This window comes from Ktedonobacteraceae bacterium, from assembly GCA_035653615.1.
Taxonomy (GTDB): Bacteria; Chloroflexota; Ktedonobacteria; order Ktedonobacterales; family Ktedonobacteraceae; genus DASRBN01.
The window spans coordinates 1-25,043 of sequence record DASRBN010000013.1; the positions used below are offsets into that span (position 1 = coordinate 1).

Sequence of the window (25,043 nt, forward strand, 5' to 3'; positions counted from 1 at the left end):
GCGGGAGCGACGGCCTTTTGTCGCATCCGCGGTTATTTGTCGACGTTGCGCAAGCAGGGCGTGGATCTGCTTTCTGCTTTGGAGGCCACGTTGCGCGGTCATCCTGTCCTTCCTTCATTTCAGACTACCTGAGTAGTTACCTCATGTTTTCTTACCATTAGAGAATATAGGAGACATGTATCTGAAATTGCATATGAAACTGAAGTCTGGATATCAGAGAGATCTGAACATATGATCCACTATAACGGCGACAAATTCCTTGGGCCACATAGGAGTAATCAATAAATCACTCCTATATGGCCAGCGCGTCATAGATTTCTACATCAGGCCGCTACCCATTCCCCACCATCATTTGCTCCCTCACTAACACCAACCCCTACCCTCACAACCAGCTTCCCATCCTGAGCATCCACGATCACCGTATCACCGTTGGTGAACTCTTCACGTAGGATAGACTCGGCCAGTATATCATCCAGCATGTTCTGTATCGTCCGGCGCAGAGGACGCGCACCATAGACTGGATCATAGCCCCGTTCAACTAGCAGAGAACGCGCAGAATCCGTCACCTGCAAATCAATCGAGCGCTCTGTCATCCTTTGCTGTGTTTTCGCGATCATCAGGTCGGCAATCACACGCAAATGCTCAGGCTCTAGCGGGTGGAAAAGAATGATCTCATCAATGCGATTGAGCAGTTCAGGCTTGAATACGTCTTTCAGCGCCAGCATTACATGCGATCTCAGGCGCTTAATTGTATTGCCCTGTCGAGCTTGCTTATTTTGCTTGCCACCCGTAAAGGTCATCTCACTTTGCTGGCTATGAGCCGTTCCAACGTTTGACGTGATTATGATGATCGTATGCTTGAAATTCACGAGCTGCCCACGCGCATCGGTGAGACAACCATCATCGAGGATTTGTAAGAGTAGATCAAAAACCCTGGGATGTGCCTTCTCTATCTCGTCAAACAATACGATGCTGTACGGGCGATGCCGCACAGCCTCTGTCAACTGCCCTGCCGAATCGTAGCCGATGTATCCGGGAGGTGCGCCGATCAGACGCGATAGATTATGACTCTCCATAAATTCCGACATGTCGAGCTTAATCAAGGCCTCTTCGTCTCCAAAAAGTGCGGCAGCAAGCGCGCGAGCTAACTCCGTCTTCCCTACACCCGTAGGGCCGGCGAAAAGGAATGAGCCAATAGGTCGGCGACCATCACGAAGCGATGTTCGCGCTCGTCGCACGGCCTTTGCTACTGCCTTCACCGCCTCATGCTGTCCGATGACCCGTCGCTGCAGCGATTCCTCTAATTGCAGCAACCGCTCAGCCTCTTCAGCGGCAATTTGTACAGCAGGAATGCCCGTTCGCATGGCCACTACCTGGGCAATCTCCTGCTCTCCAACTACCGGTCGCTCCCGGCGACGCGATTCTGCCCAACTATGTTCAACCTCGCGCAATTCTTCCTGAATCTGCAACTCATAAGCACGGTGCCTTGCTGCCCTGGCATAATCACGATGCGCAATACAGTAATCTTTGGCTTTTTCAGCCATCACCAGCTCTTCGCGCAGCATACGAATCTGACCAGGCACGGTAGAAATATTCACACAGGCTCGCGCCGCCGCTTCATCAACAAGATCAATCGCCTTATCGGGTTGATAGCGGTTCTGGATGTAACACGATGACATCTGTACCGCTGCTCTCAACGCCTCATCCGAGATAGTGACCTGGTGGAAATCTTCATAGCGGGGGCGCAGACCATGCAAAATTTCCAGGGTCTCCTGCGGTGTTGTCTCAGATACCAGCACGGGTTGAAAACGGCGCTCCAGCGCCGGGTCGGCCTCGATTGACTTGCGATAATCATCTACCGTTGTCGCCCCAATACATTGAAACTCGCCTCGTGCCAGCATCGGCTTGAAGAGGTTGGCGGCATCAATTGACCCCTCGGCTACTCCTGTCCCGACAAGAGCCTGCAATTCATCTATCACGATGATGATCCCTTTCGATTGCAGGATTTCCTGCATGATACGCTTCAACCGCTCCTCGAAATCGCCACGAAAACGCGTGCCAACAGTGAGCAAGCCTACATCCAGGGTGACGACACGTCGATTCCGCAGATTTTCCGGCACCTGTCCGGCAATAATACGCTGCGCCAGCCCTTCGGCAATGGCCGTTTTGCCCACACCGGCAGGGCCGATCAGAACGGGGTTGTTCTTCGAGCGGCGAGACAAAATCTGCATCGTGCGTTCCAATTCAGCCTCGCGTCCAATTAAAGGGTCAAGCGTACCTGCCAGAGCAGCTGCTGTTAGATCGCGGCTCACCTGGTTCAATGTGGGAGTTCCGTTGTAACGCGCATGGTACTGTGCAGCGAAACTCGCATACTCGCGTCCATTTTTAAGTAGGTCCGTGATATGCTGCCGTACAGATTCGAGATACAGGCCAAAACTCTCCAGGACTCCTACAGCTATTCCCTCTGAATCCTTGAGTAATCCCAGGAGAAGATGTTCGATACCGGTCAATTCCTCTCCCATTTCCGCCGCTTCCTCCTCCGCGTGCCGCAACACCTCCTTCGCGGCAGAACCGAGGATTGGCTCGCTGATCAGCGCTTTATTGCCACGCCCTATCACAAACTCAAGCGCCTGCCGCAGCCGGGGGGTGCTGACCTGCAATCTGGAGAGGACACATTCGATGATAGGATCATTCACCTCAAGAACGCCGAGCAGAAGATGCTCAGGTCCAATCATTCTATGCCGCAGCTCCATGGCCTCTTCACGAGCATATGATAATGCCAGCCGCGCCTCTTTAGTATATTTATTTGACCGATTCATGTGCTATTCCTTCATTCTCTAGTGCGTTTGCATGAGAACCGCCCATCTCAGTTGAGATGGCAGGCTCACTTCATAGCAATCATTCTGATATTTTGCTAAGAATAGATATCGGCCAGATAAGAAGTATCGTATAAGCCCCTGGACTACTATCAGGCAGAAACAAGAAAAAAGTCCATATGCTTGATATGGACTCTTCAGCTTATTCTCTGCTTTCGTATCATATCTGAGACTACAGCTTAACCCTTATATGGTTCTCTCGGCCCCTTGCTCATATCCAACAAGCACAGCCTCGTACCAAAGGGGTCCTCAATGATTACGCACATGCCGATTGGAATATTGAACGGTTCAACCAGTATCTTACATCCCTTTTGGGCCAACACCTGTGCGACCGCGGGAACATCATCAACAAGATAATACACTTCTATCCTGGCAGGTATATCAGGATCACAATGCAGAACAATTTCGGCATCCGTCTCGGGAAAGCCAAGACCTACCGAGATTTCATCCTGCCATGCCGGTCGCAGGCCAAAGGTATCGATGTAATACTTTTTGGCCGCTTCAAGATCATCTACACGAATCATCACACAATCAATCTTTCTTAGCATGTGATCTTCTCCTTTTTAGCACAAACTACCGCGTGGCAACATTTCTGGTAAATTCCCCAGCAGTCCCCAGGACGAGGAGATCCCAATATTGTTTCAGAGTGGCACAGAGATTCTTCGCTGCGCTCAGAATGCCATGCCCCCGGAAGGTGGCTGAGGTATGTCATTCTGAGCGCAGCGAAGAATCTCTGCCCAACTTCTGGGAATCACCAGAAAGTCTTTATAGACGCAACCTCACCGGCGTGCTAGACTAATAGTAATACCATATTGGAGGAATTACATGTATCCATGGTCCTATGATTTTCAAGGGCATTTCGATGAGATTGCCTTTACGAGTGAGGTTCTCAAGGATAATCCACTGGGAGACCCATTTGTGCGGCCCTTGTGGGTATATTTGCCGCCGGGGTATGAACAAGATTCAAGCAGAAGATATCCAAGCATCTATATGATTCAGGGATTGACCGGCCAGCTCGATATGTGGCGCAACCGTTCCGCGTTCAGGAAGAACTTCCCGGAGCTTGCCGACGAGCTTTTCGCAAAGGGAGAAGCGCCACCCTGCATCATTGTGTGGGTTGATTGCTGGACCTCGTATGGCGGAAGTCAGTTTCTCGATTCTCCGGCCACAGGTCACTATCATACCTATCTATGTGACGAGATCGTCCCATGGGTCGATGCCCATTATCCCACGCTACCGCAGCGCGAACATCGTGGCATTGCCGGTAAGTCGAGCGGCGGCTATGGAGCGATGGTGACGCCGATGCTACGACCAGACCTCTTCGGTGGATTGGCCACCCATGCCGGCGATGCCCTGTTTGAGATGTGCTATCAACCAGAATTTCCACAGTCCTTACGCATCCTGCGCTACGAATATGACGGCTCGTTCGAGAAATTCTGGCAGGATTTTCGCAGCCGGCCCGCCTTTTCTAAACGCGGCGATGAACACCTCTTGAATGACTGGTGTATGGCCGCCTGCTACTCCGCCGACCTGGATGGCACGGTCAATCTACCCTATAATATCCAGACGGGTGAGCTGATTCCCAGCGTCTGGGAGCGATGGCTGGCATGGGACCCCGTTCGTATGGTACCATTGTATGCCGATGCCCTGCAGTCAATGAAGGCGATCTACATTGATGCAGGCAAACGCGATCAATATTACCTTGATCTGGGCGCTGAAGCTTTCCGGCAAGCACTGAAAAGCATCGGCGTCACCGATATCTTTTTCGAGCTATTCGATGCCACGCACTCAGCTATCGAGTATCGTTATCCTTTGAGCCTGAAGTATCTCGCGGAAAGGCTCGCACCATAAATGAACAATAATAGACATACCAGGAGAAACCAGACCCTTTATGGAAAACCAGACACAACCACGTACACCCGGCAGATATGGCATTGAGGAGATTGAAAGCAGCCAGTTAGAAGCCTGGCCCAATTCAAATCCAGAGCGTAATTATGTAGCGCATATGGAAATACCCGAATTTACCTGCCTTTGTCCAAGATCGGGCTTCCCCGACTTCGCTACGATCATCATTGACTACGTGCCGGATCAGTCCGTTGTGGAACTGAAGAGCCTGAAACTCTACATCAACAAATACCGCAATCGGCAGATCAGTCACGAGGCAGCAACTAACAAAATCCTGGATGATCTTGTCGCGCTGCTTGCTCCCCGCTGGATGCGCGTGGTGGCCGATTTCACGGTGCGCGGCAATATCAAGACCATTATCTTTGCCGAGCATAGCGCGCCGGATTATGAGGGGCCGCGCCCAGAATTCCGGCGCTATCTTCCTGGCAACCTCTAAGGTAACAGCGATGTCCCAGGCAAGCTAGGTTTCGGATACTGCTCGTCGCAGCAGGATGGGGCTGAAGTTCGTGCGATAATCATAGGCATCCAGCTTCTCGCGACGTTTCAGGAAGCCGACCACGAGATAAGTAAACGGGGTGGCCACGATTTCATAGGCAACCTTAAAAATCCACTGGGTGAGGATGGCGGTGAGCATCATGTTCGCGGGAATAATGCCCCAGAAGGCGACACTGATGAAAATGAGCGTATCAAGCCCCTCGCCCACCAGTGTGGAACCAATTGTGCGCGTCCACAACCAGCGGCCACGGGTCGCTATTTTCAATTTGGCAAGGACGAAAGAGTTGGTAAATTCACCGACCAGGTAGGCGATAAATGAGGCCAGCAGCAGGCGCGGCGTGAAGCCCAGGATGGTATTGTACGCGGCCTGATCTTTCCAGAAAGGCGCCGCCGGAGCAATACCGCCGATGAAGATGGCGATCACAGCTAGCAGGTTACATGCAAAACCCAGCCAGATGACGAGTCGCGCCGCTCCATATCCATATACTTCCGTCATCACATCACCGAACAGGTAGCTGAGCGGGAAAACGATAATTCCGGCAGGCACCAGAAAGCCCAGAAACAGGATAAATTTCACAGCAATGATGTTCGCGGTTATCAGGCACGTGACAAACACGGCAGCAATAACCACGAACCATAACGACACTTTCAAGCGCTTTTTCCTTTCTGACAATCGAGTATATTGATGCGGAGAAGCATTTTCCCATCTTGTTGGGCACACAGATTTTATCATGCTCCGGCGGCAATTGTCGATGCTATGCCTCCGCCATAGCGATATGCCACGCTCAGGCCTTTACCGACGGGGAGAACGACACGTTCAAACTGGGGCAATGATTCCAACGCTCTTAAGTACCCGGCAATCTCATCAGGATGAGAAATAACATTATCAGCCAGCAAAATTACATCAGGGGTCAGCTTTGGAACGAGCAATTTAAGCTGTGCTGGAGCGCTATAGCGATCAGCATCGAAGAAAACACAATCAAAAGGACCTGCTAGACCGGCTACAATTTCGGTTGCATCGCCGCATCTCAAATCAACCACGTCACGTAACCCCACGTGGCGCAGATTCGCATCGGCCAGCGCCTGTTTGTTCGCATCGCGGTCAATGCTGATCACCTGACCGCCATTAGCAGCGACAGCCCAGGCAAGCCAGATCGTGCTGTAGCCATTAGAGGTGCCAATCTCTAATAATCGCGCGCGCCTGGTACTTTTAAGCAGAATGTGCAGGAACTGCGCCGTATCTGGTTCCAGATTCAGCATTTTCTTGCTGCGTTCCTGCGTCTGGGCATCATTTTGCGTGCCTTTTTCGTACAATTCAACCAGGAAGGCTCGAATATCGCTATCTCGCATTGGGGTTCTCGCTTTCGGGATGATTTCCTGATGGGCATTTCACTCATCAAAAATGGGAACAAAAAAGCCGAATTGGCTTATAAAGCCATCCGGCTGAGGCGATCCCGACAGGAGTTGAACCTGCGACCTACAGATCCGCAATCTGTCGCTCTATCCACTGAGCTACGGGATCATAGACAGACTTGGGAAGCCAACAGACGAAACCATATGTTGAAGAAATCTGTTGCTCTCTCACTTACAATCTATCGCTGTACGTCATGCATTATAGACCACTCCCATCTACTTGTCAATACCTATCTGACGCCTCTCGCGCTCTTTTTCTTGGCTGTCTCAGTGGATTAATGGGCTTTCTTCTAATTGGCTTTTTCCTGGTCATATTGAACCCCTCCTTTTCATAACCTTGACTAAGGCAGGGCTAAAAGTTATAGTACTCTCAGATGAGTATAGCATTCTGCTATAGTTGAGAGAAATAAAAAAGGCACGCCACCCGCGAACACTTCACGTTCAGGGTGGCATGCGTCTACGATACTCGCAAATCCTCCAACTTCAACTTACCTCTACCACCACCTCATGCGAGGCCATTGATTACTTCAAGAGCACGATTTAGCGCGTCTCTCCGCACGTAATAGTATGCCCATAGACCCTTCTTGCGACAATCTACCAGGCCCGCATCGCGCAGGATGCGTAAATGATGCGAAATAGTAGGTTGTTCAAGGGTGAAGCTCTCAACGATCTCAAAGACGCACACTTCCCCTTCATAGCGGCTGAGCAAGCTCAAAATGCGCAGGCGCGTGGGATCGGCCAATGCTTTCAGCAGGCGTGCCTGGTCGACAGCCTCATCTTCGTTTAACGCAGGCATAAACTTGGGCGCCACTCCTACTGTTGTATCCGCAACAGCTGCCTGCTTATGCAATATGCTCAACGAGGTCGCTGAGCCGGCAGGCCGCGCTGCCGTTCGTGTAGTACCCACCTGATCCATTGGTGCCATAACTTTTTCTCCTTCCATCCACCCAAACGGATATGTACTTCCCGATTAACTACAATAGAATCTGGGGGAGACCTACAATTAGTATACTTGGGCATCCAAATGTAGAGGTAGATGAAGATACCTGCTGATTCCCCATAACTCCGTCAGTTCAGGTGAGATAGCTCAGCTGAATGAAAGGTGGGCAGGGATTCTTCGCTTCACTCAGAATGACATGCAGGGAACATGTCATTCTGAGTGAAGCGAAGAATCCCTGCCCACCTCATAGGGAATCACCAGGAAGATATCCTATAGAAGTCTCTGATAGGATATCTTCATCTACCTCTGGCTTACGCTTGCTTTTTATCTTCCGCTCTTACCTGCAGGTGCAATTCTCGCAACTGCTTTTCATCGACAGGCGAGGGCGCATTCATCATCAGATCAATCGCGCTCTGTGTCTTGGGGAATGCGATTACCTCGCGAATATTGTCCACGTCTGCGAAGAGCATCACCAGGCGATCAATGCCCAGGGCTATGCCGCCGTGAGGCGGGGCGCCATATTCAAACGCCTCGAGCATATGCCCAAATTGTTCCTGAATCTGCTCAGGCTCCATCTTCATCAATGAAAAAACTTTGTGCTGGAGCGCGGCCACATTGATACGCACGCTGCCTCCACCAACCTCGTAACCGTTACAAATGATGTCATATTGCTTAGCGCGAATGTGCAAGGGATCGCTGTCGAGCCGTTCGATATGCGCCTCGTCCATGCCGGAGAAAGGATTATGCTCGGCCTCATAGCGCTGGCCTTCTTCGTCATAATGCAGGAGCGGAAAATCGACGACCCAGCAAAGCGCCATTTCGTCAGGATCGATCAAATGCAAACGTTCGGCAAGCCGGACACGCAGGCGGAACAGCACATCGTTTGTCACTTTGACGCTATCGGCAACAAAGAGCAGCAAATCGCCGCGCTCGCCCTGGAGACGATCAACTATCGCCTGCACCTCGTCCTCGGACATAAATTTTGTGAGCGCCGACTTCACCTCGCCCCCGGCATTGATAGACAGCGTTACCAATCCTTTCGCACCCAGCACGCGCGCAAATTCAGTAAGCTCCTCGATCTCTTTGCGGCTGTAACCGGCTGCTCCCGGCACGCGAATGCCCTTGACTATACCGCCCGCGGCAAGCGCATTCTTAAAGACACCGAAGTTACCCGCCGCGGCCAGGTCTGAGATTTCCACCAGGGGCAGTTCAAAACGCAAATCAGGGTGATCGGTTCCGTAGCGGTCCATCACATCGGCAAAACTGAGGCGTGGAAATGGACGCTGCTTGATACGCTTATTGGTTGTGGTTTCGATCAGGAAGATCAGCAGTCCCTCGATAAGAGACATCACATCTTCTTCCGACACAAAAGCCATCTCCAGGTCAAGCTGCGTAAATTCCGGCTGGCGGTCAGCACGTTGATCCTCATCGCGGAAACAGCGCGCAATCTGGAAGTAGCGATCCATGCCTGCCACCATCAAAAGCTGCTTGAGTTGCTGCGGAGACTGGGGCAGAGCATAAAACTCTCCTGGATAGAGGCGACTGGGAACAAGATAGTCACGCGCGCCCTCCGGCGTGCTTTTCATCAGGATAGGTGTCTCGATCTCCAGGAAGCCTCGCTCGTCCAGGTAATCGCGAATGGCCTTCACCACGCGATGACGCAGGATGATATTGTCGCGTATAGAGGGACGACGCAGGTCGAGATAGCGATATTTCAGTCGCAGCGATTCATCGACGGAAATGTTATCACTAATGGGAAAAGGCGTTGTGCGCGAAGGATTGAGGATCACGATGCGGTCGGCAGCTACCTCGATAGCTCCGGTGCTTAAATTTGGATTCTCCGTTCCGGGCAGGCGGTGGACTACCGTCCCACTGACCTGGATCACATATTCTGACCGTAACTCAGAAGCGACGCGGTGTGCCTCTGGGGAACGCTCCGGGTCACAAATGACCTGTGTGATGCCGTAGCGGTCGCGGATATCGATAAAGACAAGCCCACCGTGGTCGCGCCGTCGATTTACCCAACCGGCCAGGGTAACGATCTGACCTATATTCGCTGTATTTAATTCGCCACATGTCTTTGTGCGATAATGAACCTCTAATGACATTGTTTTTATGGCTCCTTACGTAGTAACGTGGAAAAATTGCCTCCAACAATAAACAGGACATGATTTCTCACGTCCCGGCAAGATACTGCGTATTCGATTCTTGTTACTTCCCGCTGCTGTTACGAAGCACAACTATTTTGCGCCGTCGTATTAAATTGAACAAGATTTTGCCCGGCATTACTCTGGGTCAGCACGTTTAATTGCGAACTACCCGGTTGCAAAGCAATACTCTTCACCTGCGTAAAATCCTGACTCGAGACAAACTGGTTCTCCAGCTGCAGATTCACCGTCTGATTTTGCCCGGTCGATGTAGCGGAAGGAGCAGGAGTTGGGCCGCCTGAGGTAGCCGACCCATACGGCACCAGGTCAAGTAGACGATGATTCATTGAATCACCGGCATACAGATGGGTCGCATTTCCGATCTGACCAGACGATAATGTTGAAAGACCTGTCACTGTGAACGATGCGATCCCTTGCTGGCCGGGCGAGGAAGCGACAGGGACAGGAGTACCGGCGTTAAAATCTTGCGGGGATACACTCAAAGGGGCAGGAATAGAAGCGTTAAGTTCAACATTTGTTGCCGAAACCTGCTGATTCCCATTCCCCACCGGCACCTGCACGCTCAGCACACTGCCATTGTTTTGCAGCAGAAAGAGTTGCTGATTGGGAAAAGCTGTGGCACTGATAATTGTATTTGAAACAGAAAAGCTGAACTCCCTGGGTGTATTGAGCTGCCCTTTCGAGCTAAGCGTATAACTCAGAACCCGGACAGTATTTTGATTTCCTGACGCAGCTGAGAGCAGTACCACGTAGACACTCGTCTTCCAGGAGGTGATAAACACCGGTCTAAAGCTACTCATGGTCTCAGAGGCCTCAATCTCAACAGTACCAGGCGTCCCTAATTTCCCTGTCTGATCGACCTGGTAGACGCTCAGCGAGTAGCGGATGAGGCTATTTTTGACCGGCTGTGCTACAAGAGTAATCAAATACGAGCCGGTACTTGAGATCGCTGTAATATTGCTCAGGTCTGGCTGGGAATCGATAAGGCTATATTGAGAGTTTAATTGATACAGCTTTTCGTTCTTACCAGAAGTGTACCAGAAGACTGTTCCCTTGCTTGTTGACACCGGGAAGGCGCTCTGTATTTCCGTTTGCGTGCTGGTATTACTGATGGGATGCGACGTTGCGCCGATGCACGATAACAGGGTGATATTGGCCATTTTATTGTATTGCGTAATCGCATTCTTTGTTGTGGCGACCAGCGTGTTCTGAAGCTGCATATAAGTCCGGCTCTGGCCAACATCCAATTGATCATTCTTTTGCACACCTTGCAAGCTTTTTTGAGCAGAAGCGAGGTCGGCAAGCGCCTGCGAGGGGTTACTCGCTATCTCGGCCTGGGCATTTGCGATCAAGTGTTGAGCATTGGTCAAGCTTGAATTCACCGTCTGCGCACTATTCGGGCGTAAAAAATAGTATGCGCCCCCTGCCACTAAAGCGAGTACTATTATAACCAGCAGCGCCAGGGCCGGATAAAACAGGCGATTATGAACCCCGCGCGATTTTTCCAGCGCAGGCTGGGGGGCTGCAAGGCTATCGGGAGAGGCTAATGGGCCACTAATGATTTGCAGAGGGGAGCCAACGTTCGCCAGGTCGCCATTACGCGAGGGATAGGGCATAAATGATCCAGGAGGCAGGGTGGGAGATTGATCGATAGTAGCGGCATCAGCTATTTCTCGCCCGCCGATACGCACAGGATGACGCACTCCGGGCGGTTCTACGCCTACTTCCTGCACGCGCACCACAATAGCAGTGATATTATCCGGCCCGCCATTCTCATTGGCACGTTCCACCAGGTGGTACACGCTCTCCTGGGGCATAAACTGTTCAACAGTCCGCTGCAACTCCTCGTCGCTCACCAATCCTGATAGACCATCGGAGCAAAGAACCAGCGTGTCGCCTTCTTGCAACTGCTCGTGAAAAACATCGATCTCGACTTCGGCCTGCGTTCCCAGGGAACGAGTGATGACATTGCGCTGCGCGTGAGTGCGCGCCTGATCCTCGGTCAGCAAACCGGCCCGTACCTGCTCATAGACCCAGGAATGATCCTGCGATATTTGCCTGACCTGCCCACTACGCACCAGGTAAGCCCTGCTATCACCAACGTTGGCGATGTAGGCCATATTGCCACGCAGCACAGCAGCAACGCAGGTCGTGCCCATCCCACTGCGCAACATATTCTCTGCCGCTCGTTGATGAATAGCTGCATTGGCGCGCCTGATCGCCTGCACCAGCGAAAAAGCCACATCATCGCTATCGTCCTGGTAATAGGCATTACTGACCGTATCGACTGCGATTTCACTTGCCACTTCACCGGCTGCATGCCCTCCCATGCCATCGGCCACAATGAACAAGGCCCCCTTGATTGCCATCACCTGCGGATCTTTGGGGATGACATACGCCATATTATCTTCATTATGTTCGCGTTTGCGGCCAACATCTGTAAGCTGGGCAACATCAAGATGCAGTTGTTTCGCCAACGAACTTCTCTCCCTAATTCAATTGATCCCTATCGCACTATGCGGAACTGGTAGTCATTGTGGCTACCACCCCTGGCCGGGGTACACCGGCAGAGCGCAGTGGGGTTCCTGATACTGGCTATAATACACCTATGCCGAGAAAAACGCAACGCGTTGGCACTTTGGCATGGTATATTTTTCCTCCCTGTCTACCTCTTCGTGTCTTTTGAAAAAGTATACTCTTTCAAATCACAGCTTGCAAGGATACGGCCTGTTCGGATATTACTCACCTTTAACGAGAAAGATTGGGTGAACCAGAACAGATTCCATATATCGTCTCCAGGCAAGGAAAATTTGTCTCTGTTAGCCTCTATGGTCTATACTGCTTGTGAAGCAGAAGAATCCGCAACACAAGTGAAATGGACGAGAGTACCTATGAATAGGACAGCTAAACGAGCAATAGTCATATACAGTCCGCATTCAGGAAGATCCGATCAGCTCGAGCAGGCGCGGGCGCAGCTACAGCAGATGGGCATCGAGATAATCGATAGTATTGCTATCTCTGATCTGGATACGCTGCGTCCACAGGGGACCAACTGGATACAGAGAGGCATCGAGGTAGCGATTGCGGCAGGAGGTGATGGGCTGGTAGGAGGCGTGATTAACCACGTCACCGGATCAGGCCTTCCGTTGGGTATTTTACCTCTTGGAACATCAAACGATATTGCTCGCTCGCTACAGATTCCACAGTCGATACAGCAGGCGGCGGAAGTGATCGCCTATGGGAAAGTCCAGGCTATCGATATTGGCGCGGCTCGACCGGCGGAACAGGCTCCGCATCCCGCCAGTTCCGATCAACTCAGTCCGCCTGTTACCCATATTGAAGCGCAAAAGCATGCCTATTTTGCTCACGCCCTGACTGTTGGACTGAATGTGCAGTTCGCTCGCATCGCCACAAACGTGGCTACGCGCCAGCGCTTTGGGCGCCTGACCTACCCTTTTGCCGCCTTAGAGGTACTGCGCAATCATGCTCCTCTTGAAGTTGATATCCGATTTGAGGGATTGTCTTTACCGCAATCTCGGAGAACAATGGAAGAAGTAAGCGATGCCCACACAGCGACGCTTGCTACTGAGGAGAAGCCACCTGCTCTACGCTGTCGCGCGCTCCAGGTGACGGTCATCAATGCTCCGATATTTGGAGGGCAATGGCAGCTCGCCATTCCCGATGCCAGTCTCAATGATCGCCTGCTTGATATCGTAGTGATTGAAGACTTTGAATTGGGAAGGCTCAGCACGAGGTTAGCCCACCTGTTCGGGCAGAAAGTAAATAGTGATGAAGCTGTACCGGCAGGCGGAGAGGGTGAGGCAACGCGCCATCCCGGCGAGCTGACCGGTATACCCGGCATTCATCATTTACAGGCCAGAGGTGTGATGATAACAACCAGCATCGATCCCCTCGATGCCACTTTAGATGGTGAAGTGCGAGGCCAGACGCCGATGTTCGTCCATATAGCAGACGAACGATTGAAAGTGCTTATACCAGGTTAGAAAGGATACGGTCATGCGTACCACGACCCGTCTGCGCGAATTGCTGGCCGGGCCTGATCTGCTTGTTGTCCCTGGAGCATATGATGGCTTGAGCGCGCGTTTAATCGTGCAGGCAGGATTTCCTATCGTCTATATGACCGGCTTTGGCACGGCTGCCAGCGTGCTGGGACAACCAGATGTTGGCCTGCTGACGATGACTGAGATGGTACAACGCGCGGCAGCGCTGGCCGCGATTGCCGGGGATGTGCCGCTGATAGCAGATGCTGATACCGGCTACGGCAATCCGATCAATGTGCGCCGTACCATCCGCGAGTACGAACGGGCAGGCGTGGCCGGTTTGCATATTGAAGACCAGGTATGGCCGAAAAAATGCGGGCATATGGAGGGCAAGCAGGTTATCCCGATGGAGGAGATGGTGCAGAAGGTGCGCGCCGCCGTCGATGCCCGGCAAGACCCCGATTTCGTGATTATCGCGCGCACCGATGCCAACGCTGTTACCGGTTTCGAGGATGCGCTGCGACGCGGACGAGCATATCGTGAAGCAGGCGCGGATGTCATCTTCATCGAAGCGCCGCGTTCGATAACCGAACTGCGAGCAATCAAGGAAGCTTTCCCCGACGTACCGTTACTCTTCAACTGGGCAGAAAGCGGTAAGACACCGCCCCTGCCATTACCTGAAATCCGCGCACTGGGATATAAACTGGTCATCTTCCCCGTCAGCCTGCTTTTCGCGGCCACATATGCCATGTCAGAACTGCTGGAAGTCCTCAAACGCGGCGAGGTTCCGACTGTGATGAGCGACCGCATGCTGACCTTCTCGCAGTTTACCGATACCATTGGACTGCCCGCAATTCAGGAGTTAGAGAGACGCTACGGGGTCAACCAATGACCACAGCATACGAAGGAAAGCCTGGGTATGTCTAGCACCATCACACTTGTTTTCGGCCTGCTGGCAGCTATCGTTGCGCTGGCAACAGTGGCAACGCGCTTTCGTATTCCCTATGCCGTCTTACTCGTCCTGGGAGGCCTGCTCATGGGATTCATTCCTGGTCTGCCCACCATTGAGCTTAATCCAGACCTGGTCCTGTTTCTCTTTCTGCCCCCATTGGTTTACTCTTCGGCATGGCTCACTTCCTGGCGTGAATTCCGCGCGAGTTTACGCCCAATCTTGACGCTCTCGATTGGGCTGGTACTGGCCACTACCGCTATTGTAGCGATAGTGGCTCATTTCGCCGTCGGATTGTCATGGCCGGTCGCCTTTGTACTGGGAGCCGTCGTTTCGCCGACGGATGCGGTGGCCGCGAGTGCCACCGCGCAAAGCGTCGGGCTTGCCCGGCGCATTGTGACGGTAATAGAGGGTGAGAGCATGGTCAACGATGCCAGCGGACTCGTGGCCTATCGCTTCGCCGTGGCCGCCGTGGTGACCGGCAGTTTCTCGCTAGCCCAGGCAAGTTTCCAGTTTGTATTTGTTAGTATCGGCGGGTTGGTCATTGGCTTCCTGGTCGGCTGGCTGTTAGCCCGGCTGCACCAGCACCTCGATAACGCTCCCATCGAGATTGCCATCACGATATTGACCCCATTCGCGGCCTACCTTCTGGCCGAAACCCTCAACCTGTCAGGCGTTCTGGCCATTGTGGCAGCGGGTCTGTATTTGAGCCACCGCTCGGCACGCTTTTTCTCCTCCAATACGCGCCTGCAAGCCTATGCAGTCTGGGATGTGCTCGTGTTCCTGCTCAATGGCTTCGTATTCCTGCTCATCGGCCTGCAGTTGCGCAGCATCCTGAATACGGTTTCCACTCACGCGCCTCTTACCCTGATATGGGATGCCCTACTTGTTTGTTTAGCGGTCATTGTGATTCGCATCGCCTGGATCATTTCCAGCACCTACCTTTCACGAGGATTGAGCAAACTCTTACACCTTCAAGAGGTCTTCCCTACCTTGCGCGGCCTATTGATTGTCGCCTGGACAGGTATGCGTGGAGGTGTATCGCTGGCAGCGGCCCTGGCTTTGCCACTTACTATCACAGGGGGAGCAGCATTTCCAGACCGCGACCTGGTAATCTTTTTGACCTTCAGCGTCATTCTTGTCACTCTGGTAATACAGGGACTCAGCCTCAGCCCCCTGATCCGGCTGCTGCATTTGAAAGAGGATAATTCACGCGAGAGGGAACATACAGAGGCACATCTAGAGGCCGCTCGTGCCGCCCTGATACGCCTCGACGAACTCTCTACGGAAGATTGGGTACCGGAGGATTATCTGACGCGCATGCGCGGCATGTACGAGAAAAAAATCAAAGCCCTCAATGCCCTGGTAGACGGGGGAGATGGCGCAGCAGAAGTTCTGGACGGCGCTCGCCTGGGAGATAAGCGTCGTTTGCGCCAGGAGGTACTTGAAGCTGAGCGCTCCACCATTATCCAACTACGCGACCGCGGGCGCATCGACGATGAAGTGCTGCGCGAGGTCGAACGCGAGCTTGATCTTGAGGAGCAACGCTTGCAAACGGATTAAAAGGTGCGACTCGTGAAAAGGAAACTGGTCCGCGGCGAAGGTATAAAGCTACCTGTTTATTGACAGAAAAGCACTATATCATTATTACTTATTTGTAAGAGGTCATCTTCAGTTGCTGCCTGTTCATCTCGTGCGCGCAAGTAAGAGAAATCTCTGCAAGTTATTTAGCCTTTCGCTACAATTCAAATCAACATGAGAAAGGACAGTTCTACCTATGGCGAACAACTCGTTTCAGAAGACCAGCATCACCAGTGAGGCAGCGGAGCGCCTTATCGCCGCTGCTGAGGCCAAAGCGCGTGACATGGGTAAAGCCATGGTCATCGCCATTTGCGACGAGGACGGCATACTCAAAGCATTCAAACGCATGGATGGGGCTCCCCTGTTAAGCGTACAAATCGCACAGGACAAGGCATTTACCGCCATTAGTTTCGGCGGCCTGGCATCACACGAGTGGTATGACTTCATCAAAAACGATCCGCCCTTGCTGCATGGCATCGTCAAGACAGACCGCCTGATCGTATTTGGCGGCGGCTACGCTATCAAGGACGGCGAAACCATTATCGGTGGCATCGGTGTAAGCGGCGGTCACTATTCCGAGGATATGCAGGTGGCTCAGGCAGCTTTAGAGGCTCTGTAACCTGTTTTAAGGCGTTTTAACAGGGCTACACGGACCTGAGCTGATCAATTGTAGAACGGAGGAGATGCTGAATTTTCAAAATCTCCTCCGTATTTTTATATCTTTGCCTGGGCCAGAAGAAGCCTTTCAATCCATCTTTGAAATGCCGGGGCACAACGTGAATATGTAGATGCGGCACGCTCTGACTGACATGGTTGTTTATTGCGACAAACGTTCCATCGGCTTTCAGACCAGCCTCCATAGCTCTTGCCAGCAGCTGCGCGTTCTGGAAAAATGGCCCGACAAGTGGCGCGGGCAGGTCAAGCAGCGTCTCGAAATGCTGCCTGGGAACCAGTAGCATATGCCCCGGAAATACAGGTCTGGCGTCTAAAAAGGCCAGCGAAATTTCGTCCTCGAAGACAATGTACGCCGGCAATTCTCCGCGAATAATCTTACAAAATACGCAATCCTGGCCTGGATCATCAGACATTGATACCCTATCGCTCCCTTTTCTTTAATGCTTATTTATATATTACGAACATTTATGGAGATGGTTCTGCATCCGTTGGGGGATGCAGGGCGACCGCAAGGGTCGCCCTGGAGAAGCCATTACTGTCCCGTCTCCAATTGCAATATCTCACTGAAATTGGGAGAACCCCAGCCGGTTGCATAGTCCCAGCCACGAGTAGCGGGATAGAACAGATTGTTGCCGCTTGTGATATCTGTATAGGGATGCAAGTTGCCGGAATGGTTGGCAAGTGAGTAGAAGGTGGGTACGCCTCCTAGCAGAGTCTTGCCCTGCTGCTGCAATCCCTGGTCGACGAGTAATGCTCCGGCTGCCCAGATGGGTGCAGCTGCGCTTGTACCACCGACGCGAAACAGGAGTCCCATATAAAAGATGTCGATATTGGGATAAGCTGCTGCCGCGACGTCGGGCACCTGGCGCAGGCCATTGGGAGCGAAAACAGGCTGGGCATTGAAGGTGAAGACGAGAGAACTGGCACCATTATAGTGATTGGTCGTTCCTGGACCAAGCTGCCAGGAAGGACGCTTAAAATCGCTATTCTGGCTTACGCCACCACCGCTGCCCCATTCGTTCTGGCAGAGAGGCGCACCGTCGTTATCGCTCCATACATCCTCGCCGGTACGTACATCGCTATTGTTTACCTGGAGATGCGTGCCACCAACCGCAATAGCGTAGGGGGCGCTGGCAGGGAACGAGACCATCGCAACATGGGAAACCCGGTATGAGAACGCGCCGCAGTCACCGCTACTGATAAAGACCGAGATGCCCTCCGCCGCCAGGTTGCGCAGGCTTCTATTGACCGCATCCTGCTCGCTGGAACTGAAGGTATCCTCTCCGGCACCATAGCTCACGCTCAGCACCTGTACCCTGTGATCGGTAGCGACGCGGTTGAACACATCGACCAGCGCCTGTGCAAACGAGGTATTGCTCAAACTGGCCTGATAATCGAGGATCTGTGCCTGCGGTGCAAGACCCGCGATTAGCTCAAGGTCCAGCGCCGCCTCGCCCTGACCAGGACCGGGGGCTATATGGCCATCCACGTCGATATTCTGGATATTGGGTGCTTTTATGCCAACACACGCGGCATAATCGGCGATATCTTTAGGATCGTATGGCTCGTCGAATTCGGCAACCCCGATAGTCATACCCTGACCCTGGAAACCCTGTTTGTAAAGCTGATTGATTTGATAGGCGGCCGCCAGCTTATCGCGTGTCAGCGTCGAATTTGCTCCATATTTGCTACAGCTGGCTCCTGATGCGGAAGTGCTGGCCACAGAGCTGAATGGCGGTTTGAAAGCAGGTAAAGCGAAGTTATCGAGTCCAACCACGGACTGAACAAGCGAGGCAATCTGGCCGCTGAGCGTTGGCACACCCTGCTGCATAAAGAACTGGTGGCCCAGTATATTGAACGAGCTGAGTTGAATATTCAAGCTGCGTTCGATGCTGGCAACGGTCGCCTGCACCTTGACACCGGAACGCAAGGCATCGGTCGAGATGATGGTGTAGCCATGTTGTACCAGCCAATCTTGCACAACTTTTAACTGGCTATCAGAAAGGGCATAGCGTTGCACAATCTGGTCGGGCGTAAGAAACTGGTGATAAGTAGGTGAGCCAGGAGTATATATTTGCGCGAGATCATGTTCATAAGCAGTATCATTATAGTCGAGATTGAACGTGAGCGATTTGATTTCATTTTGCGGCAACGGCTGGCCTGCCGGAAGCTTATCGATGGTCGGTGGTTGATTGGCAACAGTGCGCGGATGAGACTGAGTGGGAGTAGGCGTGATGGCCTTCGTGGTAGTCGCAATGCTGGGCGAACTACCCGGTGAGGAACAGGCACTGACAAGCATCGCAATCAGTGCCACCCCAAGCACCAGTTGCCAGAAGAGCAGGCCATTTTTTCTACAAACTTGTTTCACACGATACCTCCAGGGCATAGGAATGCAGGTTTATTCTCATACAAATGTAGTATGCGACTGGATGTGATAGACCCAGCAATTGCAGTATACTTTGTTCCACAACGAAAGGCAATGGAAAGGATTATAGGCATTGAGTGAATTGCGTAACAAATTGAAAAAAATTTGGCCTCACACCGCTCTCACAAGGGCTTTATAGGCAATATTGACAATGTGAAATCCGCCAAAAGGGTAGACTTTCGTCATTTCCTGTGGTATAATCAATCCATTCAGACACAGATATCCAGGGTGTTACATAAACTGACGAGGTTAGTAGTCTAATGGGATCAGTCTTAGAGTCAGCAAAGGTGATATCGCTGAAGAAGTCAGTAATGGCTTCAGACAGGAGTAGATAGACATACTAGGGTTAGTTTGCCCTGGTTTTTTTTTACCAATTTATCATACGTAAATCGCATAGTTGCCGGGCTCATCCATTATTCTTCATTACTCTGGCATCCAATTGTGAGACTGGCTGGAGACCCAAACAGGCAAGACATGAGCCACCACTCGCGGGGCTTGTCAACCACAAGCGGCAGTGGATGATTATCTGACGAAAGGAGGAGAGAAGAGTCACAAGGAGCTATCGGCGCGAACTAACGCTACGTAGGCAGAATAATGAATCATGTAGTGGCTACGTACCAGACATGCGTATAGATATGAAATGTGGTCGCGGAGTGGTTGCTAGACTTTAAGGAGAGTACCGACAATGAATTCAAGTATGATCAGTAAGATCGCGAAAGCCAAGCGTTACGCGGAAGAGCCTGAACGAATACAGTTTACTCGCTTCGAGGCGGAGTTCCGGGGCGAGAACGACGTGCATACTACAACCTATGATAACGGTGAGTGGCATTGTACTTGCCGTTTCTTCCAGGATTGGGGCGACTGCAGCCACACGATGGCCATGCAGCGAGTTTTGGGCGTCACTATACCGGCTGCACACCGCCATGGCATCCCGACCGGTATAGGTACCGGCGCTCTTATGCACTAGTAAACAAACGAACGTCACAGACCCAGGATCGCAGATTCTTGGCTTTGCGGACGGACGGTCATGCCTCCATAAAAGCCACCCGAGCAAATAGAAAAGAGAAGCGCTGATCACCAAAACATTTTCATAGCGCTTCTCTTTTATTATTCCTACTTGCCTGGCTCATCCACTCTGGGGGAAGAGGAATTAGCCACCGATAGCAGGCACAAAGTGCAGGATGATTATCGCGGAGAACATGATAGCAGCCAGAATGGCGATAATTATCAGATCCTTACGGACGTAGGCATAGTTCTCGGCACTGATCAACGATACAGTACGCTGCGTCTTTTGCGTCGTCTGACGACGCGCCGCAATACGCGCCGAAGCGCTTGGCCTGCTGGCCGGCACAGTTTCCTCTACAACCTCGCCCGGTTCATCCTCTTGCGCGGCCTTGAGAGCCGGGGCCTTCTCGACCTTTGGAGAAGATGGCTTGCTGCTTTTTGGCGAAGTTGTTGTCTCCTTCTTCTTTGGTGATACGGGAGCCGGGGCTTTTTCACGCTCACTATCTGATTCAGGCGCTTCCACCGTGGAAGTCGCTACTCCAACACTGCCCGGCTCAGCATCATCTTCATGCTCAATCTCTTCTTCTACTGATACCGGACGTACCAGTTCAATGCTCTTCTGCGTCTTCGGCTTGCGACGCTGCTGCACACTGCTTCGGGTATGTGCTGTCTTCTTAGGCATTCGTATCATACTCCCCGCCCGGCGCACCAATAAATATGTTCGGCATTTCGGGCTTACTTCTTAGTATCTGCTGCACCTGTTACAGTTTTTAACGCACGTAAGATACAGATAATCTCGCTTCAATCCATCATAAACGTTTGCCCGGTCGAAAGTTCTACCTCTACCTGACCGGTGCAGTTTTCCTGACGGCTACTATGATACCATAGGTCATCGTTTCTGGCAATCTATGCAAGAAGAGATTCTTCGCTGCACTCAGCATGACATGCCCCGGGGCATTGCGACCCCGGGGCATGTCATGCTGAGTGCAGCGAAGAATCTCAATCTCTCCATCCTTATCTACCGTTGGTCCTTTCTCTATACTGGACGTAGACGTTGCTGTTCTTAAGAAAGAGGGACCTATGTTCAAGGCATTCTTGCGCTACTGGTTCATTGCCATACCTTTGCTCATCATTGTCATAGCCGGGCTAATCGCCGGTGATACAATCTGGGCATCTCATTTGAATAATAACAACCCCGCTCCTATCCAACCGAGGGCCCATCCAGCTACCTCTATCATTACACTTCCGCGAGGTCAGGAGCTATTCATGCCATTCCTGCTCGTTGTCCAACTCCATGCCACCGTGACCTGGAACAACACTGATACTGTGGCACATACAGTTACTACCACAGCCCAGCAAAGCCAGTTTCTCAACCGGCAGGCATTCTCGTTTGATCTGCCACCAGGAGGGCAAGAACACTTCACCTTCAATCAGGCCGGGTTATATCACTACTACGATCCTACCAGAAGTACCTGGAACCCCAGATTGGCCCGGGTTGCCGCAAACAAAGATGTTCCCCACTTCCCGCTCGCCATGGATGGTATTATCTGGGTTGAGGGCACTATTCCCAACCTGCCTTCTGTCGCCCTCAACTTTATTCCAAAAGGGCATGATGACTTCGCCAGTGAATTTCTAGCCATCAACCGGCCCGGCGGCATCACCTGGCATAATCTCGATGAAGACCCACATTTCGTGGGATTGGTAGCTGGTTGGTCCAGCCCGCTGAATCCCACCGACATCGGCCTGTTTCGCATTGCCGGAACAGACGATGTTCCTGGTGGTGCATCAATCACCGTTCTCTTTAATACACCGGGGCTTTACTATTACTACTGCCGTAACCACGATCAAGTCGATCCTTTCACTCATAGGGCAAAGGCACTACCCATGGCATCGGAGTATCCTATCCCTATGGAAGGTTTTGTCCTGGTTGTAGGATGATAGATTCACCTTTTACCACAGTCAGTGATAAGTATGCGGCTTTTGTTCCAATTGTTCTCCTTCTATCTGAACTTTTCTATCGCACATCTCAAGAAAATAGCGGGCAAGTCGAAATTACTGGTAGATGATTATTTACTCACTCCGGGACGGTCAGATGCTCGGCAGTTTGTTTGATGGTCAAACAGAGAGATAGCGCAAGCATGTTATCTTCCCTTACGCGAAGGTATATGGAGAAGAGCAATGATGAATAACTCTACCTGTCATCCTGCCGAGTGGCAAACGCACCTGCCCGGTCCGGCCAGCATCTCGCGCAAAAACCGGCATCCCTTGCTTGCCCTATCAATTGGCAAACGCCTGACGTTGGGTATGCTCATCCCAATCATAGCGGTTTTACTCGCGCTGGGCAGCATTGGTGTACAAACCAATCAACTGCTCTCAAACGTTTCGATATTTAACCAGCACCTCTTGCATGCCTCGACGTCCCTCAACGAATCTGTCGCGACATTGCAGCAGACTCATACAAATATCCTGGGATATCTCAATGACGTGGGCAAACCTCAGGTGATCGTGGAGACCTTGCGTGAAGACCGGACAACAACGCTCTATTACATAGCACACTACGATACCACCCTCAGCACCTACCTGCAACAGGATGTCCTGTACCGGTATCCTGATCTTGCCGGGCTTGTGCGAAAGGCGGGCTATAGTGCTCAGCTTGCCGAACAACGCATACGATCCAATGAAGCCATGCAAACCTGGCAAGCGTATAAAAGCTCGCTCGAGCAAATCATAGCGGCGATCTCTGATAACAATCTGAGCAAGGCATCCAACATCGAGAGCAGGGTGACGGAGCCAACATATGCGGGCGCAATGACTTCCCTGCTCATCCTGATTCAATTCACAGAGAATCTGGTTCCCGCGGTCCATGCTGCTACAATAGTCGAGGAGGAGCAGCTCTTGCTGGTAATGAGCCTCTCCGCGCTCAGCTTGCTGCTCGGAATCGCCATAGTGGCCTGGCTTGTCTCCAGAACTGTGGTGCGTCGCCTGCACCGCCTCCGGGCCGTCGTGCAGGAGATCGAGCAGGGAGAATTTTCCGCGCGTATTACTGTGGATGGACGTGACGAGATCGCTCTGATCTTCCACGCCGTGAATACCATGCTGGATACAATTGTCGGCCTGCTGGAGAAGACCAGGCAGCAGCGAGACGAACTGGCGAAAGGCGAGGAACTCAAACAGCTGCATGAGGAATTGCGGCAAGAACATGAGGCGCTCAATACTGCTAATATGCGGTTAGCGGCCCTGGCAACTACCGATCCACTGACTGAGCTACCCAATCACCGCGCGCTGCAAGGCCTGCTGGAGCAGGAGTGCGAGCGAGCCAGGCGTTATGGGCATCCGCTATCTGTATTGTTTTTTGACGGCGACCGCTTCAAACAGGTGAACGATACGTATGGACACGCTGTGGGGGATACCGTGCTGCGCGAGCTGGGAGCGCGCGCGCGGACGGTATTGCGGGCCGGGGATACTGTGGGGCGTTTTGGCGGCGAAGAATTTCTGGTTCTCCTACCCGAAACCAATGAACAGGAGGCAAAGGTCGTTGCCGAACGCTTGCGAAGCGCGGTAGCAGCTCATCCATTCGCTTCCCATGAGGTCAAGGGCGGAATCGCGGCTACGGTAAGTATAGGGCTGGCAACCTATCCCACCGATGGTCAAACCGCCAGCGAACTTCGCGAACAGGCGGATCAGGCCATGTACTGGGCCAAGCGCCTGGGACGCAATCAAGTACGTACCGCAGTTGAGGCCGCACGAGCCAATTGCAATGCTGCGCTTAAGGCCGCTACAGCCAGGGAACTGGAGCGCTCGGAACTGGTCGCGCCTGATGGACGCGACCTCATGCAGCAAATGCGCGCGGAACAATTGGGCCTGATCTATTCATTGATGGGAGTACTCGACTGGCGCCAGCCTGGCATGAGCGAACATGCCCACGAAGTCAGTGACCTGGTAGCGGGGATGGCTCGCATCCTGCAACTTGATCAGGAACGCACCCTACGAGCAGCAACGGCCGCTTTTCTACATGACATCGGCAAGATCGCTCTACCTGATCGACTACTGCAACAGCCGCGAGAACACTTCTCGGCTCAAGAATGGCGCCTGCTACATCAGCATGCTGAGCTTGGAGCCACGATTGTGGAGGCCAGTCCCTGGCTCAGTGACCTGGCACCGGCAATCCGGCATCACCATGAACGCTGGGATGGCTCGGGCGATCCCGACAAGTTAGCCGGTGAGGCGATTCCACTGGAAGCCCGGATGATTACGCTAGCAGAAGCGTATCATGCCATGATTACCCAACAGCCTTATCAGGCTGCCCGGTCACCTGAAGACGCGCTGGCGGAACTGGAGCGCCAATCTGGCACACAGTTTGATCCCGCGCTCATTCCCATATTTCGAGAAGTGCTAAAGAACCGGCAAGCGCAAGTAAGTCCCATGCAACAGTCGAAACATTCCGACTTATTTCTTCCCGTCTAGTGCATTTGCCTTATTTGACAAGCTCGTGACTCTGTGTTACCCTTTGTATGGCAAACAAGGGCACACCAGCCGGGTACATACAGATAAGCATGTAGCGAGACATTTGGAGACTAGCCCCCATGGCTAGTCCTTTTTTCTATCAGCAC

Annotated in this window: 19 protein-coding genes and 1 tRNA gene; 9 read left to right on the forward strand and 11 right to left on the reverse strand. The window is 52.3% G+C overall.

Annotated features, from left to right (window positions below):
• Positions 1–323 precede the first annotated feature (323 nt).
• On the reverse strand, positions 324–2,819 hold the full coding sequence (locus tag VFA09_07070) for an ATP-dependent Clp protease ATP-binding subunit (GenBank protein HZU67025.1): 2,496 nt from the start codon (positions 2,817–2,819) through the stop codon (positions 324–326).
• Between the two features lie 236 nt (positions 2,820–3,055).
• On the reverse strand, positions 3,056–3,424 hold the full coding sequence (locus VFA09_07075; GenBank protein HZU67026.1) for a VOC family protein: 369 nt from the start codon (positions 3,422–3,424) through the stop codon (positions 3,056–3,058).
• A 277-nt stretch (positions 3,425–3,701) separates the two neighbouring features.
• On the opposite strand from VFA09_07075, the gene VFA09_07080 reads away from it, so the two are divergent.
• Together VFA09_07080 and queF are read left to right on the forward strand one after the other, a co-directional pair.
• Positions 3,702–4,727, forward strand: coding sequence for an alpha/beta hydrolase-fold protein (locus VFA09_07080; GenBank protein ID HZU67027.1), 1,026 nt, complete (start codon positions 3,702–3,704; stop codon positions 4,725–4,727).
• A 40-nt stretch (positions 4,728–4,767) separates the two neighbouring features.
• On the forward strand, positions 4,768–5,217 hold the full coding sequence (gene queF / locus VFA09_07085; protein HZU67028.1) for a preQ(1) synthase: 450 nt from the start codon (positions 4,768–4,770) through the stop codon (positions 5,215–5,217).
• A 24-nt stretch (positions 5,218–5,241) separates the two neighbouring features.
• Here the strand turns inward: queF and VFA09_07090 are convergent, their stop codons facing one another.
• The 6 genes from VFA09_07090 to VFA09_07115 all read right to left on the reverse strand — a co-directional run bounded on the left by VFA09_07090 (position 5,242) and on the right by VFA09_07115 (position 12,274).
• Positions 5,242–5,922 carry a queuosine precursor transporter gene (locus VFA09_07090; GenBank protein ID HZU67029.1) on the reverse strand — a complete coding sequence of 227 codons (681 nt, stop codon included), beginning with the start codon at positions 5,920–5,922 and terminating at the stop codon, positions 5,242–5,244.
• 83 nt (positions 5,923–6,005) lie between these two features.
• The gene (locus VFA09_07095) at positions 6,006–6,626 is read right to left on the reverse strand and encodes a class I SAM-dependent methyltransferase (GenBank protein ID HZU67030.1); all 621 of its coding nucleotides are present in this window, start codon (positions 6,624–6,626) and stop codon (positions 6,006–6,008) included.
• A 99-nt stretch (positions 6,627–6,725) separates the two neighbouring features.
• Positions 6,726–6,798: transfer RNA gene (locus VFA09_07100), tRNA-Arg, on the reverse strand.
• A gap of 396 nt (positions 6,799–7,194) precedes the next feature.
• The gene (locus tag VFA09_07105; protein HZU67031.1) at positions 7,195–7,614 is read right to left on the reverse strand and encodes a metalloregulator ArsR/SmtB family transcription factor; all 420 of its coding nucleotides are present in this window, start codon (positions 7,612–7,614) and stop codon (positions 7,195–7,197) included.
• 326 nt (positions 7,615–7,940) lie between these two features.
• The gene (gene aspS, locus VFA09_07110; GenBank protein HZU67032.1) at positions 7,941–9,737 is read right to left on the reverse strand and encodes an aspartate--tRNA ligase; all 1,797 of its coding nucleotides are present in this window, start codon (positions 9,735–9,737) and stop codon (positions 7,941–7,943) included.
• Positions 9,738–9,856: 119 nt separating this feature from the next.
• On the reverse strand, positions 9,857–12,274 hold the full coding sequence (locus VFA09_07115; GenBank protein HZU67033.1) for a Stp1/IreP family PP2C-type Ser/Thr phosphatase: 2,418 nt from the start codon (positions 12,272–12,274) through the stop codon (positions 9,857–9,859).
• Positions 12,275–12,688: 414 nt separating this feature from the next.
• On the opposite strand from VFA09_07115, the gene VFA09_07120 reads away from it, so the two are divergent.
• From VFA09_07120 to VFA09_07135, 4 genes are all read left to right on the forward strand, one after another.
• Positions 12,689–13,801: a diacylglycerol kinase family protein gene (locus VFA09_07120; protein HZU67034.1), complete on the forward strand. Its 1,113-nt coding sequence runs from the start codon at positions 12,689–12,691 to the stop codon at positions 13,799–13,801.
• Positions 13,802–13,814: 13 nt separating this feature from the next.
• Positions 13,815–14,690 carry an isocitrate lyase/PEP mutase family protein gene (locus tag VFA09_07125; protein HZU67035.1) on the forward strand — a complete coding sequence of 292 codons (876 nt, stop codon included), beginning with the start codon at positions 13,815–13,817 and terminating at the stop codon, positions 14,688–14,690.
• Positions 14,691–14,717: 27 nt separating this feature from the next.
• Positions 14,718–16,310, forward strand: a complete 1,593-nt coding sequence (locus VFA09_07130) for a Na+/H+ antiporter (protein ID HZU67036.1) — start codon at positions 14,718–14,720, stop codon at positions 16,308–16,310.
• Between the two features lie 214 nt (positions 16,311–16,524).
• Complete coding sequence (locus VFA09_07135) at positions 16,525–16,947, forward strand: heme-binding protein (protein HZU67037.1); 423 nt, start codon at positions 16,525–16,527, stop codon at positions 16,945–16,947.
• A 25-nt stretch (positions 16,948–16,972) separates the two neighbouring features.
• Here VFA09_07135 and VFA09_07140 read toward each other — a convergent pair whose 3' ends face one another.
• Positions 16,973–17,416: an HIT family protein gene (locus VFA09_07140; protein HZU67038.1), complete on the reverse strand. Its 444-nt coding sequence runs from the start codon at positions 17,414–17,416 to the stop codon at positions 16,973–16,975.
• A gap of 119 nt (positions 17,417–17,535) precedes the next feature.
• Entirely contained in the window at positions 17,536–19,371 is a 1,836-nt protein-coding gene (locus VFA09_07145; GenBank protein HZU67039.1) for a S53 family peptidase, read from the reverse strand.
• Positions 19,372–20,113: 742 nt separating this feature from the next.
• On the opposite strand from VFA09_07145, the gene VFA09_07150 reads away from it, so the two are divergent.
• A complete protein-coding gene (locus VFA09_07150; GenBank protein HZU67040.1) occupies positions 20,114–20,395 on the forward strand; it encodes a hypothetical protein in 282 nt (93 codons plus the stop codon).
• Between the two features lie 183 nt (positions 20,396–20,578).
• Here VFA09_07150 and VFA09_07155 read toward each other — a convergent pair whose 3' ends face one another.
• Complete coding sequence (locus VFA09_07155; protein ID HZU67041.1) at positions 20,579–21,115, reverse strand: hypothetical protein; 537 nt, start codon at positions 21,113–21,115, stop codon at positions 20,579–20,581.
• 398 nt (positions 21,116–21,513) lie between these two features.
• Between VFA09_07155 and VFA09_07160 the strand changes: the two genes are divergently transcribed.
• Together VFA09_07160 and VFA09_07165 are read left to right on the forward strand one after the other, a co-directional pair.
• Positions 21,514–22,371, forward strand: a complete 858-nt coding sequence (locus VFA09_07160) for a hypothetical protein (protein HZU67042.1) — start codon at positions 21,514–21,516, stop codon at positions 22,369–22,371.
• 240 nt (positions 22,372–22,611) lie between these two features.
• Complete coding sequence (locus tag VFA09_07165) at positions 22,612–24,897, forward strand: diguanylate cyclase (protein HZU67043.1); 2,286 nt, start codon at positions 22,612–22,614, stop codon at positions 24,895–24,897.
• Positions 24,898–25,043: the final 146 nt, after the last annotated feature.